The organism is Mycobacterium sp. PSTR-4-N, from assembly GCF_022348085.1.
Lineage (GTDB): Bacteria > Actinomycetota > Actinomycetes > Mycobacteriales > Mycobacteriaceae > Mycobacterium.
On sequence record NZ_JAKRFN010000005.1, the window covers coordinates 109,730 to 124,654 of the forward strand.

Consider the following 14,925-nt stretch of genomic DNA (forward strand, 5'->3'; position numbering starts at 1 on the left):
TCAGGGTAACCCGTTCCGGGCGACGACGGCGGCTACCGAAGCGGGAACGCTGTGCTCCGAGTCGGATTCCGGTGTCGAATAGATCTGGCTGACCGGGATCACGCCCGTCCACGCCTCACCTTCGGGCTCTGCAGCCGGCCCGCTGCGCTGCTTGGCCACCCAGTTGTCCTGCGCGATCGGCAATTCCAGCACCAGCGTCGCGGCCACTTCGCTCGGCGTGTGGGGCGGGCACTCGGCGGGACGGCCCGGCAGGAGGGCGTCGGTGAACACGTCGAGTGCCGCTGCTCGATCAGCCTTGTCGACGCCGCGGCAGGTTCCGCGCACCACCGCCGAGCGGTAGTTCGCCGAGTGGTCGAATTGACGTTCGGCGACGACGATGCCGTCGAGGACGAACGCGCTGATCGCGACCGGCGCACCGGCCGCGGCATGGCGCAGCGCGCCCGCGCCCGTCGAGCCGTGGATCAGCAACCGGTCGCCGTCACGGACCACCAACGCCGGGATCACCCACGGCTGACCGTCGATGACCGTCGACACCGTCGCCACCACGCATTCGTCGAACACGGCATCGAGCACCTGCCGATCACCACGCCGATCGGGCTTTCGCGTCAGATCACTCAGCACGTCGTTCACACCCGTCAGTCAAGCCTGAGCCCACCCCCGCGGCAACGGATTTCCGGAGAAGACGCATTGCTGTCCGCCACGTCGGAGATCAGCCATATGCTGGGCGGCACGCCTGTGCGCTTTCGCAGAGGCCGACAAGGGGGATTCTGTGTCGACCAGTTACCTGGCACTCGAGCTCGCCGCACCGGAACATCCGGGGCGGTGGGTGGGCGCCATGGTGGTTCGACTGGCGATCGTCGGGGGCCTGATCTGGCTGGTGGTGTGGGCCATTCGCAAATCTCGAGCACCCAAACACCCGATGCCGCCTCAGTACCCCTTCCCAAGTGTGTACTACCAGCAAGGACCGCCCGGCCAGTGGCCACAGCAACCCCCACCAGCGGGGCACTGGCCGTCACCACCGCCGCCACCTCCGGGCTACTGGCCGTCTCCACCGCCGCAAGGTCACTGGCCTCAGCAACCGCCACCTCCCCCATGGCCGCCGACCGGCGGCGGCCCCCCTGCGGACCGGCCGTAGGCCAGGGGTCGTGGAGCGGCTCCTGAGATCTGTCGAGCACTACGACTGGATCACCGACTTCCTCGACACCCGCGGCCTGAAGGAACGAACGAGGTTCTGGCTGGCAGCCACCACGGCGGCGATGGCGGCCGGGGTCATGGCGCTGACGTTCGGGGCGGGTCACCCGGACAGCACGATCGGTCGCGCGATGATGGCGATCGCTGTGGCGGGCGGTCTCTTCGGCACCGTGCTCTTCCTGTGGCGCTGGCCGTCGCGGCATTGGTCGCTGGCCTATGTTGCCGCGACCACCCTGTCGATCACGCTGGCATGTCTGGCCTATCCGGATCCGTTGGCGTCGCTGCTGGGCTGCATCGCCTTCACCACGATCGTCAGCTACGCCGCCTTCTTCCATTCCCCCCGGGTGGTGCTCGGCGTCCTGTCGGTCGTCATCGGGGTGGCCGTCAGCCAGACGGTGGCCGTCGCGGCAGTGGAGCGACGCCCTGCGATGGCCCTGGTCGATCTGTTCCTGATACTGCAGTGCAGCATCGGAACCGGCCTGGTGTTCTACGCCCTGGTGCGGACGTTGCGGGGCGATCTCGCGGTCGCCGACCTCGACCCCCTGACCGGGCTGCTGAACCGCCGCGCATTCCGCAACATGGTGCGGGCCAACCTCACCCATCACGGTGAGCAGGACGGCTATCTGCTGGTTGCCCTGCTGGACCTGGACCGGTTCAAGGCGGTCAACGACACCCGCGGCCACGCAGCCGGCGATCGGGCTCTGGTCGCGGTCGCCGACGCGCTGCGCGCAACGGCCACCCCCACGACCGTCATCGCGCGCAGCGGTGGAGAGGAATTCCTCTTCGCCGACGTCGTCGCCTCCGGGGACGCCGCGCTGCGGTACGAAGACGTGCGCGCGGCGATAGCGCAGCTGCCCTGTGACATCACCAGCAGCATCGGAACCGCTTTGCTCGACGTCAGCATGGTGAGCGAGGACTCGTTCGACCTGATGATGGACCAACTCATCACCGCGGCGGACAAAGCCATGTACGACGCAAAACACAACGGCGGCAACCGGTGTCGCCATCACGGCAGCGTGATCTGACCGCCTGGGTGGTGCACGCGGACGCGAATCGCGTCAGCGTCGGCCGGTCCAGGCTTGTCTGGCGACCCGGTGGAAGTTCCCGCCGAGCACGGCGTGGATGTCGGGATCGGTCCACCCCTGTCCGGCCAGATGCTCACCCAACGTGATGAACGTTTCCGGCGGCATCCACTGGATCGGTCCCCACCGGGTGTAGCTGTCGTCGAAACAATCCGGATTGCGGGCCATTTCGTCGTTGAAGTCTGCGTGGTCGAAGGAGTGATCGCTACTGATGCCGACGTGGGCGATGCCGACGAGATCGACGGCATGGTCGAGGTGCCGTTGCATTGCTTCCAGTGTCGGGGTGTTCGGTCCGAGAAAGATCCCGACGCCGGTGATCCCCACGACGCCTCCGGTGTCGGCGCAGGCGCGGGCCTGGTCATCGGTGATGTTGCGCGGATGATCCCAGACTGCGGCCATGCACGAATGGCTGTACACCACAGGCATTGTCGAGACACGGCACAGATCGAGCCCGGTCCGGCGACTGCAATGCGAGCCGTCCGCGACCATGCCCACCGCATTCATCTCGGCGACGATCGCCTCGCCCCACGTGGTCAGCCCGCCGTCATCGATGTCGAGGCACCCGCTGCCCGCGCGGTTGGCGTGGTTGTAGGTCGGCAGCATGGTCCGCACGCCGAGCCCGGCCAGGATCGCCAGGTTGTCGAGGTCGTCGTCGAGCGGGCCCGAGTCTTCGAGATCGAACACGACCGCGATCCGGCCGGCGGACGTGATCCGTTCGACATCGTCGACATCGGACACCAAGTCGAGATCAGGATGGCTTTCGACGGCTGACCGGAAGTGCCTCAGCAGCGCGACCGAGTCCGAGAACGACTGCGGAGAGTAGCCCACGTTGACCGAGACGAAAGCTCCGCCGGGACGTCGGAATCGTGTCAGTGGAGCCACCTCTGCATCGACCTTCAACGGCAGACAGGCGTGTTGATCCCACAGCAGCGCCACGACTACCGACGCTCCACGGTCATCACTGCGTGTTGAGCGCCACCGCGGCGCGAACCAGCTCCACGAAAGCGTCCTGGTCGAGGTTGTCGCCTTCAGCGATGTCGATGGCTCGCCGGGTGTTGCCACCCAGGCTGGAGTTGAAGAGCCCCGCCGGGTCGTCCAGCGATGCGCCCTTCGCGAACGTCACCTTGACCTTGTCCTTGTATGTCTCACCAGTGCACAGCATCCCGTCGTGGTACCAGGTCGGAACACCGCGCCATTTCCACTCTTCGGTGACGTCCGGAGCGGCCTTCTTGATGAGCGCGCGGACGAGCGCAAGAGTGTCGCCCCGCCAGTCGCCCAGCTCGTCGATCCTCGCGTCGATCTTCTCGGACGGCGATTCACCCACGCTCACCCGACCTCCTGGATGCGGATCATCGTGCCCGCCGGATCGCGCAGGGCACAGTCGCGCACGCCGTACGGCTGCTCGATCGGTTCCTGAACGATGTCGGCGTCGCTGGCCTGCAGACGTTCGAACGTGCCGTCCAGATCCCTGGTCGCCAACACGATGATCGAGTAGGTGCCCTTGGCCATCATCTCCGCGATGACGCGGCGCTCGTCGTCGGTGGCGCCCGGGTCGGCCGCGGGCGGGTGCAGGACGATGGACGTCTCTGGCTGATTGGGCGGACCGACCGTGATCCAACGCATCCTGCCGCCGCCGACGTCGAGGCGGACCTCGAAGCCCAGGACGTCGCGGTAGAAGGCGAGCGAGGCCTCCGGATCCTCGTGGGGCAGGAACGTGGTGTGAATCGTCAGGTCCATGTGTCTCACGCTAAGTCGAGCGCCGCAGCGGGCGCTTCTCGATTCCTGATCGGTCGGCTCACGTGTTTCTCCATGCAGGACGGCAGGCCGTCGGCCGCGCCGGCGGTCCGCTCGCGATAGGTGCTGGGTGGCATCCCGACCAGTTCGGTGAACCGTGTGCTGAACGTTCCGAGCGAGGAGCAGCCGACGGCGAAGCACACCTCCGTCACGCTCAGGTCGCCGCGCCGCAGTAGCGCCATCGCGCGCTCGATACGCCGAGTCATCAGGTACGCATAGGGCGACTCTCCGAACGCGGCCTTGAAGCGGCGGCTGAGGTGCCCGGCCGACATGTTGACGCCCCGGGCGAGGGTCTCGATGTCGAGCGGCTGCGCGTAGTCGCGGTCCATCCTGTCGCGGACGCGCCGGAGCAGTTTGAGCTCGGCGAGATGATGCGCGTCCGCGGGCGTGATGCTCACTCATGACAGCCTGCCACTGAAGTGCCCGGTCAGCGCGAGGCGTCCCCGTGCACACCAAGCTGATAGCTACCGGGTGTCTGCCCCATGACCGCAGTGAACGCCTCGATGAAGCTCGAGGGATTCGACCACCCGCAGGCATTCGCGGTGTCGGTGACCGAGTGACCGCGGTCGAGACGGACGATGCCGTGGTGGACCCTCAGAATCGTCCGCCAGCGGGGAAAGCTCATGCCGAACTCGGTGCGCAGAAGGCGGCTCAACGTCCGCTCGCTCGCACCGACGGCACGGCCGAACTCGGCCAGCGTCGTGGTCTGCGCGGGATCCGCGTCGAGCAGTTCGGCGACCGCACGTAGCCGGTCATCCTGCGGCTCGGGCAAGCGCTTGGGTAGCTCTCGAGCCTCGATCAGCTCATCGAGGATGACCGCCCGCAGCCGTGCATATGCCTCGGGGTTCATCACCGGCCGCGAGGTCAACGCCACGATGCCCTCGCGCAGGAGCGGGCCGACCTCGAACACGCTCGGCTGATCAGGGAGCCGCTGCGAGAGTTCCCCGGGGATGACGATGATGCGGACGTCTGTGCCGCCGAGACCACGATGGGCGTGCTGAAAACCCGGCGGAGTCCACGTCACCCGGTTGGCCGGCGCGACCCACGTACCGCGTTCAGTCGTGGTGGCCAAGGCTCCTGATACCGCGTAGACCAGCTGCCCCTGCGTGTGCCGATGCGTGCCGATTCGCGTATCGGCACCCAGCCGTCCGATGCGGTGCGGCGCTCCGGCCGGGTACGTCGGCACCGACTCGAGATGTTGGCGGGTTTCCGGCACACACCAGCACGTTACCGGTGGTGCAAGCGCTTTTGTTAGGTAACCCTTAGTCGAGAATCCGCACAACGAAGGAGCATTGATGGACACTCTCACCTCACCGCCGGTTTCCGACGTTCTCGCTCGCCTGTTCACAGAGGCCCACGCGGCGGACGGGGCTCTCTACGCGCAGTGGGACGAGGCGCTGGAGGGCAACAGCGAGGAGATCGCGCAGCTGATGGCGCGGGAGGCCCGGGATTACCGGGCCGTCTACCGGGAGTTCGCGACGAACTTCTTGAACGTGTCGGCCGAGTTCGGCCGGTTCCTCTACATCTGCGCTCGAGCGCGCCGGGCACGGAACATCGTCGAATTCGGCACCTCGTTCGGGGTCTCCACCATCCACCTGGCCGCGGCGCTGCGCGACGGAGGAGGGGGCCGGCTCGTGGGCACAGAACTGGAGCCCGCGAAAGCCGCACGCGCGCAGCAGAACGTCGCAGCCGCGGGCGTGGGAGACCTCGTCGACATTCGCGTCGGCGACGCCCTCGACACCCTGCGGCAGGGGATCGACGACGGTATCGACCTCGTCCTACTGGACGGTGCATGGAGCTTGTACCTCCCGGTGCTGCAGATCCTCGAGCCGCACCTCGCCGCGGGAGCGTTGGTGATCGCCGAGAACGCCGTGGATGAGTCGGGTGACTACCTCACCCACGTGCGGAATCCCGCCAACGGCTACCGATCTCTACGGCTCCCTTTCGAACCGGGCCGCGGCAACGAGATGTCCGTCTACACGGTCTGACCGTCGACAGCACATCACCAGGAGGTTTCTGTGGTACCCCTCTTCGAGAACGTCCCACTGCTGAACACGTTGCGCGACAGCGTGTTCCTGTCCGCGACGATCACCGAGATCAGCCCGCTGACCCCGAGGATGCGACGCATCCGGGTGAGCGGCGACCAGCTACGAACCATGGCCTGGAAGCCCGGCCAGCACATCAGGTTGCAGGTCGCCGGGCTGCTCGACTCCATGCTGCGCCTGCACCCTCACGACGCACTGCGCACCTACTCGATTTACGACGCCGACTCCGAACGTGGCTCCCTCGACATCGCGATGCTGGATCACGACGGTGAATCCGGTTCGCAGACGCCAGCGCGACGGTGGGCATCGGCCGCCAGGGTCGGGGATCACGTCACGATGACACGGCCCCAAGGGTCATTCATCGTGCGCCCTGACGCGCCGTATCACCTGTTCGTCGGGGAAGAGACCGCCTCGGTCGCCTTCGCCGCAATGGTGCGCGCCGTGCCCGACGAAACCCCGGTGTACGGGGTCGTCGAAGGCGCCCACGAATCGGACCACATCGCTCTGTCGCGCAACCTGATTCACGTAGAGCGTGGCGACACCACGGCCGCCGATTCGGTAGTGCTCGCGCAGGCCGTACGAGAGCTCGCCCTTCCCGACCGGCCTGGCGTCGCTTACCTCGCCGGGGAGGCGCGCACCGCGCAGACGGTGAGGAGAATCTTGGTCGAGGAGCGCGGCTGGGACCGACGCAACATCCGCACCAAACCGTTCTGGACGCCGGGCCGTCGCGGCATGGAGTGAGCGGCAGGACTCCGTCTGCGCTACGCCGTCGTAGATTCGAACGGTGAGGGTGGGGATCGGCGATCGGTCAGTCGTTGGCGTCCACCGCACCCCTGACAGGCATCTCGTCGCGGAGCAGTTGCAGCACGGCCTCCCACGCCCGTCGCGCTTGGAGCGCGTGATACCCCACTCCGGGGACGGTGGCCGACTGGCCGGGCGCGGCCTCGACGGCCCAAAATGCGTGCTGTGCGCCGCCGAAGACCGCGACGCGCCAATCCACCCCGGCGCCTTCCAGCGCGGCGCCGAAAGCGAGGAGTTGTCCTGGAGTGCACAGCGGATCCTCGGAGCCGGTAGCCAACAAGAATGCTCCCCCGACGCCGGCCCAGTCTTCCGTCTGCGGGTTCGGCGGCAGAGCGGGGTGGACCGCCGCGAGTGCAACGAAAGGCGTTCCTGTACAGGCTAGTTCGAGAAGTACTCGACCACCCGCGCCGTATCCGAGTGCCGCGAGCCGCCTATGGTCGACGCCCGGTACCGCCGTGAATACGTCGAGCGCCTTCCGGCCAATGGCGCGCATCCGCGTCGAGTCGTCCAACAGCGGCATCACTCGCTCCAGCATGGCCTCCGGTTCGCCGAAGTACGTGCGCCCGCCGTGATAGTCCATGGCGAAGGCGGCGTACCCATGCTCGGCAAGGATGTCAGCGCGGCGGCGCTGATAGGCGTCGAGACCGACCCCGTCATGCCCGATCAGCACGGCCGGCCATGGACCCTCATCGTCGGGGAGCGCCAGGTGGCCGACCATCGTCATCCCGTCGACGGTGTATTCGACATGTTGCGCTGCACCCACGGACTCACACTAGAAATGCACTCACACCTGCTGTACTGCTTTCGCCCTCGGCGCAAAAGTCCGGCCCACGGGGGTCTTCACGGAAACGGCTGTCCGACGTCACGATCCGTACATACCCGTCACCGAAGGAAGAGCATGACAGGGTTGGCGTTCAGAAGTCCGTGCGCGACGAGCAGCGCAACGGCGAGCATGCTGCCGTCGATCTCCAGCTCCGGGGCAGGACCGGACACTGACAACGCCATGAACGCGCTCGCCCACCCCAGCACAGGGACCAGCGGGCGCCAGGTCGACTGGATGATGCCGCGGCCCGCCGTGTCGCGGCCGGACCTGGCCCTCCCGCGTCTGTGGTTAGCCGCGAACAACAGCAGAGGACACAGAACCGGTTGCGCTGGCCGAGCGGCTGCTGCCCGCACCGGGATAGGGGCGCTGTCGGACACGACGCTGAATGTAGTGGCCGTCGTACCCACCACAGCGCCCCCGCAAAACACAAAGGTCACGACCCATATCTGGATCGTGACCTCAGCGCTTGGAGTTCATAGAACTCCTCTGTGTGGGCGAAGGGGGACTTGAACCCCCACGTCCCGAAGGACACTGGCACCTGAAGCCAGCGCGTCTGCCATTCCGCCACTCGCCCGAAACAACCGGGGGAGCCTATCACGCAGGCGACCCCGGGCTCCAACCGTACGTCGACGGGCACCGGAACTCCAAAACCGCTGCTCGCGGCGCTGTGACCTGGATCGATGCAATTCTCAGAGTTCTGAGAGTCACGACGGGGTACAGGTGGCCGATAGCATGCATGCAAGCATCGCTGCCAGCCGACACGCTGGTGGCTTTTCACTGTCGAGGGAGGCGATCCGCACCATGGGTCTTGTCGATCGATTCGAGCGCAAGCTCGAGGATTCGGTCGGCAACGCCTTTGCCCGCGTCTTCGGCGGCGCGATCGTGCCCGCCGAAGTCGAGTCCCTCCTGCGGCGCGAAGCTGAAAGCGGGGCCCGGGAGGTGCACGGCGGCCGCGTTTTGGCGCCGAACGACTACGTCATTACCCTCAGTGTGCCTGACTATCAGAAGGTGAGTGCCGACCCGGACATCACCCCGACCACGTTCGCCAAGCACCTGGAGGGCTTCATCCATGAGCAGGGATGGCAAACGTATGGTGATGTGGTTGTCCGATTCGAACAATCGCCCAGCCTGCACACCGGACAGTTTCGCGCGCGCGGTGCGGTCAATCCCGACTCGACGTCGGATGCACCGGCCCCGCCACCTCGAGATCTCTCGTCCCACGCAGAACCAGGAGTACGACCGATGAGCGACAATCCGACCTATCGCGGCGGCCAGGGGCCGGGGCGGCCCGGGGATGACTACTACCCCCGTCCCGACGAGGACCGCTACCCCCGCCAGGACGACCGCGGCGGCTACCCCGACCAGGGCGGTTACCCGGCGGGCGAGCACGGGGGCTACCCGGATCAGGGCGGCTACCCGCCGCACGGCGAGCAGGGCTACCCCCAGCGCGGCGGCTATCCAGATCAGGGCGGCTACCAGCAGGATCAGGGCGGCTACCCGGACCAGGGCTACCCTCCCCCGTCCTACGACCAGCGTTCCCCGGCGGGCTACGGCCCGCCGCAGGGTGGCTACCCCGACCAGGGTTACCGGCCCGGACCGGGTGGCTACGGCCCGCCGCAGGGCGGTCAGCACGGCTACGGACCCCAGGGCGGTGCCCCGTCCGGCGACTACGACTACGGTCGTCGTCCGTCCTATCCGGATCAGGGCGGCTACCCCGATCAGGGTGGCTACGGCGGCGGGTACGGCCGCCAGGACTACGGCCAGCCCGACTACGGCCGCTACGGCGAGGCCCCGGCCGGCTACGCCGATCAGGGCTACGGCGATCAGGGTGGTTACGGCGGAGATCAGGGCGGCTACGGAGCCGGTGGCTACGGCGGCGGGTACGGCGCCGGCCAGGGCGAGTACCCGTCTGCCGGATCGACGGTCACCCTGCAGCTCGACGACGGCAGCGGACGCACCTACCAGTTGCGCGAAGGCGCCAACGTCATCGGCCGCGGTCAGGACGCCCAGTTCCGGCTTCCCGACACGGGTGTGTCACGGCGTCATCTCGAGATCCGCTGGGACGGCCAAGTGGCGCTATTGTCAGACCTCAACTCCACCAACGGCACCACGGTGAACAACGCGCCGGTTCAGGAGTGGCAGCTGGCCGACGGGGACGTGATTCGGCTGGGTCACTCTGAGATCATCGTTCGCGTTCACTGAGGATCGCCGCGCGAGGACGGCGGTGACGTGGCCATCACGTCGACCGCCGTCGGCGTGTGGTGGCGGTGCCGTCGGGATGGGAACGGAGAGGACGTCAGATGCAGGGGCTGATACTGCAGCTGACGCGCGTCGGTTTCCTGCTGCTCCTGTGGCTGTTCATCTGGTCGGTGCTGCGCATCCTGCGCACCGATATCTACGCGCCGACCGGCGCAGTGATGATGCGCCGCGGCCTCGCGTTGCGTGCCACGCTGCTGCCGACCAAGGATCGCAGTGTTCCCCGGCAATTGGTCGTCACCGAGGGCGCGCTCGCCGGCACTCGGATCCCGCTGGGCACCCAGCCGGTGCTGATCGGCCGCGCCGATGACTCCACACTGGTGCTGACCGACGACTACGCGTCGACTCGCCATGCCAGACTCTCGCCACGGGGTCCGGAATGGTACGTCGAAGACCTAGGATCGACCAACGGCACATACCTCGACAGGGCGAAGGTGACAACGGCAGTACGAGTCCCGATGGGCACACCGGTGCGAATCGGCAAGACGGTGATCGAGTTGCGCCCGTGACACTCGTGCTCCGATACGCCGCCCGCAGCGACCGTGGTCTGGTGCGCGCCAACAACGAGGACTCCGTCTACGCCGGAGCCCGCCTTCTCGCGCTGGCCGACGGAATGGGCGGTCATGCCGCCGGAGAGGTCGCCTCGCAGCTGGTGATCGCCGCGCTCGCTCATCTCGATGACGACGAACCCGGCGGCGACCTGCTCAGCAAGCTCGACGCCGCGGTGCGCGAGGGCAACTCGGCGATCGCCGCGCATGTCGAGTCCGATCCCGAGCTCGACGGCATGGGCACCACGCTCACCGCAATCTTGTTCGCCGGCAACCGCCTTGGCATGGTGCACATCGGCGATTCCCGCGGTTATCTCATGCGCGACGGTGAGCTCAGCCAGATCACCAAGGACGACACGTTCGTCCAGACTCTGGTCGACGAAGGTCGCATCACCGCCGAAGAGGCGCACAGCCATCCGCAACGGTCTCTGATCATGCGCGCTCTCACCGGACACGAGGTAGAGCCGACGCTGATCATGCGGGAGGCCCGGGCGGGCGATCGTTATCTGCTCTGCTCGGACGGTCTGTCCGATCCGGTCAGCCACGACACCATCGCCGAGGCACTGCAGATCGCCGACGTCGCCGAAAGCGCCGATCGTCTCATCGAATTGGCGCTGCGGGGCGGCGGACCGGACAACGTCACCGTGGTCGTGGCCGACGTCGTCGACGTCACCAATCACGACTTCGGACAGACTCAGCCGATCCTCGCCGGCGCGGTCTCCGGGGCCGATGACCAGACTGCGCCTCCCAATACCGCGGCCGGACGGGCGTCGGCGTTCAACCCGAAACGCAACGCCGCCAAACCCGTTGTGCAGCAACCTGAAGAGCCGCCCCCGCGCCCACGATCCCGGCGCCGCATCTATCTCGCGGTTGGTGTGCTGGTCTTGGCGGTGCTCGCCGGTTTGGCGGTCGCACGGGAAATCGTCCGTAACAACTACTACGTCAGCGAACACGACGGCGCCGTCTCGATCATGCGCGGTGTTCAGGGCTCCTTTCTCGGAATCTCCCTTCAGGAGCCGTATCTGCTGGGCTGTTTGAACGCCCGCAACGAATTGTCTCTCATCAGTGCCGATCAGCCTCAGGACAATCTGGGTTGCCGCCCCCTGGCCGTCGGGGACATGCGTCCGTCCGAGCGCGCCCAGGTGGTCGCCGGGCTGCCGTCGGGCACTCTCGACGATGCCATCGGCCAGATCGAAGAGCTTGCGCGCAGTTCCGTGCTCCCGGTGTGTACGTCGCCCGCGACCTCGAGCCGGCCCGCGCCGTCGCCCTCCCCGCGGCCGTCGACCACCATTTCGGGAAGCCCTGTCCCGAGCCCGAACACGCCGACATCGACGACGGCCACACCCGCGCCGGAGACCCCGCGCACCGTGACGTCCTCGCCGACACCGGCGCCCTCGCCCACGCCCTCCCCCACACCGTCGCCCACCGTGACGGCGCTTCCTCCCCCGCCGCCTCAACCGGGAATCAACTGTCGGGAAGTGGCATGACGACGCAACCGCAGTCCCCGGTTGCGGTGACGCCGGCCCTGCCGAACCGCCGCAACGCCGAACTGTTCCTGCTCGGCTTCGCCGCGCTCATCACCACGGTGGCACTGCTGCTCGTCGAGGCCAACCAGGAGCAGGGGCTGCGGTGGGACCTCGCGCAGTACACGGTCGCGTACCTGGCGCTGTTCGCCGGCGCGCATCTGGCGGTCCGGCGCTTCGCTCCCTACGCCGACCCGCTGCTGCTACCCGTCGTCGCGCTGCTGAACGGCTTGGGACTGGTCATGATTCACCGTCTCGACCTGGCGGTGAGCGAACCCACCGCGCGCGGACTGGGCGGCACCGCCAACCAGCAGATGCTGTGGACGCTCGTCGGGGTCATCGGGTTCTCGCTCGTGGTGATCTTCCTGAGCGATCACCGACTGCTGTCGCGCTACGGCTACCTGTGCGGGCTGACCGGGTTGGTGCTGCTCGTCATCCCGGCGATCCTCCCCCGCTCGATGTCCGAGCAGAACGGCGCCAAGATCTGGATTCGGTTGCCCGGCTTCTCGATTCAGCCCGCCGAGTTCTCGAAGATCCTGCTGCTGATCTTCTTCGCGTCCGTTTTGGTGTCCAAGCGCAGCCTGTTCACCAGCGCGGGTAAGCACGTCCTCGGGATGGATCTACCGCGGCCGCGGGACCTGGCCCCGCTGCTGGCCGCCTGGATCGCCTCGATCGGCGTGATGGTCTTCGAAAAGGACCTCGGCACTTCGCTTCTGTTGTACGCGTCGTTCCTGGTGCTGGTCTACATTGCCACCGAGCGGTTCAGCTGGGTGGTGCTCGGGCTCACCCTGTTCGCCGCGGGGAGCACGCTCGCCTACTACCTCTTCGATCACGTACGCGTTCGCGTGCAGACGTGGCAGGACCCGTTCGCCGATCCCGACGGCGCCGGCTACCAGATGGTGCAGTCGCTGTTCAGTTTCGCCACCGGCGGCATCTTCGGGACCGGCTTGGGCAATGGGCAGCCGGGCACCGTTCCCGCCGCCTCGACGGACTTCATCATCGCCGCCGTCGGTGAAGAACTCGGCCTGGTCGGCCTCGCCGCGGTCCTGATGCTCTACACGATCCTCGTGATCCGCGGCATGCGCACCGCGATCGCGGTACGCGACAGCTTCGGCAAGCTCCTCGCTGCCGGACTGGCCGCCACCCTGGGCATCCAGCTGTTCATCGTCGTCGGCGGAGTCACCAAACTGATTCCCCTGACCGGCTTGACCACCCCGTGGCTGTCCTACGGCGGCTCTTCCCTCGTGGCGAATTACCTTCTGCTCGCCATCCTGGTGCGCATCTCGCACAACGCGCGTCGGCCGCTGGACGGCCGAGGCACTCCCCCGGGACCGATCGCCGCGGCGAGCACCGAGGTGATCGAGAAAGTATGAACACCTCTCTACGCCGTATCTCCGTCATGATCATGGGTCTGGTCGTGCTGCTGCTCGCCAATGTCACGCTGACCCAGGTGTTCACCGCCGACGGATTGCGATCGGACCCGCGCAACCAGCGGGTGCTGCTCGACGAGTACTCGCGCCAGCGTGGACAGATCTCGGCCGGCGGTCAGCTGCTGGCCTACTCGGTCTCCACCGAGGGCCGGTTCCGGTTCCTGCGCGTGTATCCCAACCCGCTCACTTATGCGCCCGTCACCGGTTTCTACTCCCTGAGCTATTCGAGCACCGGCCTCGAGCGCGCCGAGGACACCGTGCTCAACGGCTCCGACCAGCGGCTGTTCGGCCGCCGGTTGGCCGACTTCTTCACCGGCCGGGATCCCCGCGGCGGCAACGTGGCGACGACGATCCGGCCCGGGGTGCAACAGGCCGCCTGGGACGCGATGAACAAGGGCTGCAACGGGCCGTGCAAGGGCGCCGTCGTCGCCCTGGAGCCGTCGACGGGCAAGATCCTGGCGATGGTCTCGGCACCGTCCTACGACCCCAATCTCCTGGCCACCCACGATGTGGACGAGCAGGCGCAGGCATGGCAGCGCCTGCGCGACGATCCGAACTCACCGCTGCTCAACCGCGCCATCTCCGAGACGTATCCGCCGGGGTCGACGTTCAAGGTGATCACCACCGCGGCGGCGCTGCAGAATGGCGCCACCCCCGACACGCAGGTCACCGCCGCACCGCAGATCGCGCTGCCCGACAGCACCGCGACGCTGGAGAACTTCAGTGGCTCCTCGTGCGGAGGTGCCCCGGCCACCTCGCTGCAGTACGCCTTCGCGCACTCGTGCAACACCGCGTTCGTCCAACTCGGCATCGACACCGGCGTCGACGCGCTGCGCAGCACCGCGCAGAACTTCGGCGTCGACACCGCCCCGGCCCCGATTCCACTGCAGGTCGCCCAGTCGACGCTCGGGCCGGTGCCGGACGCCGCGGCACTGGGGATGTCGAGCATCGGCCAGAAGGACGTCGCGCTGACCCCGCTGCAGAACGCCATGGTGGCCGCGACAGTGGCGAACAAGGGGGTCACCATGCAACCGTTCCTGGTCGACAGCCTCAAGGGCCCCGACCTGTCGAACATCGCCACCACGGCCCCCTCCGAAGTGCGGCGAGCGATCCCCGAACCGGTCGCAGATACACTTACGAACTTGATGGTCGCCGCCGAGCAGGTGACTCAGCAGAAGGGAGCCATCGCCGGCGTGCAGATCGCATCGAAAACCGGCACTGCGGAGCATGGCACTGACCCGCGCAACACGCCCCCGCATGCCTGGTACATCGCCTTTGCGCCTGCTCAGGCACCCAAAGTGGCGGTGGCGGTACTGGTCGAGAACGGCGGTGACCGCCTCGACGCCACCGGTGGCGCGGTCGCGGCACCGATCGGGCGGGCGACGATCGCGGCGGCCTTGAGGCAGGCGTCGTGATGCGAGCGAAGCGAGGA

At 67.3% G+C, this 14,925-nt stretch carries 17 protein-coding genes and 1 tRNA gene; 9 read left to right on the forward strand and 9 right to left on the reverse strand.

What is annotated here, in order from left to right:
• The gene (locus MHN84_RS09190) at positions 1-630 is read right to left on the reverse strand and encodes a pyridoxamine 5'-phosphate oxidase family protein (RefSeq protein ID WP_241204328.1); all 630 of its coding nucleotides are present in this window, start codon (positions 628-630) and stop codon (positions 1-3) included.
• 345 nt (positions 631-975) lie between these two features.
• Here MHN84_RS09190 and MHN84_RS09195 point away from each other — a divergent pair, with 345 nt between their 5' ends.
• Positions 976-1,161, forward strand: a complete 186-nt coding sequence (locus tag MHN84_RS09195) for a hypothetical protein (RefSeq protein ID WP_241204329.1) — start codon at positions 976-978, stop codon at positions 1,159-1,161.
• Positions 1,146-2,216: a GGDEF domain-containing protein gene (locus tag MHN84_RS09200; protein ID WP_241204330.1), complete on the forward strand. Its 1,071-nt coding sequence runs from the start codon at positions 1,146-1,148 to the stop codon at positions 2,214-2,216. The genes MHN84_RS09195 and MHN84_RS09200 overlap by 16 nt, the downstream gene beginning before the upstream one ends.
• A 33-nt stretch (positions 2,217-2,249) precedes the next feature.
• Here MHN84_RS09200 and MHN84_RS09205 read toward each other — a convergent pair whose 3' ends face one another.
• The 5 genes from MHN84_RS09205 to MHN84_RS09225 form a co-directional block, all read right to left on the reverse strand.
• The gene (locus MHN84_RS09205) at positions 2,250-3,209 is read right to left on the reverse strand and encodes a dipeptidase (protein ID WP_241204331.1); all 960 of its coding nucleotides are present in this window, start codon (positions 3,207-3,209) and stop codon (positions 2,250-2,252) included.
• A gap of 22 nt (positions 3,210-3,231) precedes the next feature.
• Positions 3,232-3,603 (reverse strand): DUF1801 domain-containing protein, encoded by a 372-nt coding sequence (locus MHN84_RS09210; RefSeq protein WP_241204332.1) that lies wholly within the window; start codon positions 3,601-3,603, stop codon positions 3,232-3,234.
• The gene (locus tag MHN84_RS09215) at positions 3,600-4,010 is read right to left on the reverse strand and encodes a VOC family protein (protein ID WP_241204333.1); all 411 of its coding nucleotides are present in this window, start codon (positions 4,008-4,010) and stop codon (positions 3,600-3,602) included. Before MHN84_RS09215 ends, MHN84_RS09210 begins: the two co-directional genes overlap by 4 nt.
• Before the next feature lie 5 nt (positions 4,011-4,015).
• A complete protein-coding gene (locus MHN84_RS09220) occupies positions 4,016-4,396 on the reverse strand; it encodes a helix-turn-helix transcriptional regulator (protein ID WP_255730222.1) in 381 nt (126 codons plus the stop codon).
• Between the two features lie 98 nt (positions 4,397-4,494).
• Positions 4,495-5,283, reverse strand: a complete 789-nt coding sequence (locus MHN84_RS09225) for a helix-turn-helix domain-containing protein (RefSeq protein ID WP_241204335.1) — start codon at positions 5,281-5,283, stop codon at positions 4,495-4,497.
• 79 nt (positions 5,284-5,362) lie between these two features.
• Here MHN84_RS09225 and MHN84_RS09230 point away from each other — a divergent pair, with 79 nt between their 5' ends.
• Together MHN84_RS09230 and MHN84_RS09235 are read left to right on the forward strand one after the other, a co-directional pair.
• Positions 5,363-6,055, forward strand: a complete 693-nt coding sequence (locus MHN84_RS09230; protein ID WP_241204336.1) for an O-methyltransferase — start codon at positions 5,363-5,365, stop codon at positions 6,053-6,055.
• Between the two features lie 30 nt (positions 6,056-6,085).
• A complete protein-coding gene (locus MHN84_RS09235) occupies positions 6,086-6,853 on the forward strand; it encodes a siderophore-interacting protein (RefSeq protein WP_241204337.1) in 768 nt (255 codons plus the stop codon).
• Positions 6,854-6,920: 67 nt separating this feature from the next.
• Here MHN84_RS09235 and MHN84_RS09240 read toward each other — a convergent pair whose 3' ends face one another.
• From MHN84_RS09240 to MHN84_RS09245, 3 genes are all read right to left on the reverse strand, one after another.
• A complete protein-coding gene (locus tag MHN84_RS09240) occupies positions 6,921-7,676 on the reverse strand; it encodes a dienelactone hydrolase family protein (RefSeq protein WP_241204338.1) in 756 nt (251 codons plus the stop codon).
• A 119-nt stretch (positions 7,677-7,795) separates the two neighbouring features.
• Positions 7,796-7,918, reverse strand: coding sequence for a hypothetical protein (locus MHN84_RS29660; RefSeq protein ID WP_255730187.1), 123 nt, complete (start codon positions 7,916-7,918; stop codon positions 7,796-7,798).
• A gap of 309 nt (positions 7,919-8,227) precedes the next feature.
• A tRNA-Leu gene (locus tag MHN84_RS09245) sits at positions 8,228-8,310 on the reverse strand.
• Between the two features lie 227 nt (positions 8,311-8,537).
• Between MHN84_RS09245 and MHN84_RS09250 the strand changes: the two genes are divergently transcribed.
• The 5 genes from MHN84_RS09250 (at position 8,538) to pbpA (ending at position 14,908) form a co-directional block, all read left to right on the forward strand.
• Positions 8,538-9,938 carry an FhaA domain-containing protein gene (locus MHN84_RS09250; protein WP_241204339.1) on the forward strand — a complete coding sequence of 467 codons (1,401 nt, stop codon included), beginning with the start codon at positions 8,538-8,540 and terminating at the stop codon, positions 9,936-9,938.
• A gap of 98 nt (positions 9,939-10,036) precedes the next feature.
• Positions 10,037-10,501, forward strand: coding sequence for an FHA domain-containing protein (locus tag MHN84_RS09255; protein WP_241204340.1), 465 nt, complete (start codon positions 10,037-10,039; stop codon positions 10,499-10,501).
• A complete protein-coding gene (locus tag MHN84_RS09260; protein WP_241204341.1) occupies positions 10,498-12,027 on the forward strand; it encodes a PP2C family serine/threonine-protein phosphatase in 1,530 nt (509 codons plus the stop codon). The genes MHN84_RS09255 and MHN84_RS09260 overlap by 4 nt, the downstream gene beginning before the upstream one ends.
• Positions 12,024-13,436, forward strand: a complete 1,413-nt coding sequence (locus MHN84_RS09265; RefSeq protein WP_241204342.1) for an FtsW/RodA/SpoVE family cell cycle protein — start codon at positions 12,024-12,026, stop codon at positions 13,434-13,436. Before MHN84_RS09260 ends, MHN84_RS09265 begins: the two co-directional genes overlap by 4 nt.
• Positions 13,433-14,908: a D,D-transpeptidase PbpA gene (gene pbpA, locus MHN84_RS09270; RefSeq protein WP_241204343.1), complete on the forward strand. Its 1,476-nt coding sequence runs from the start codon at positions 13,433-13,435 to the stop codon at positions 14,906-14,908. The genes MHN84_RS09265 and pbpA overlap by 4 nt, the downstream gene beginning before the upstream one ends.
• Positions 14,909-14,925: the final 17 nt, after the last annotated feature.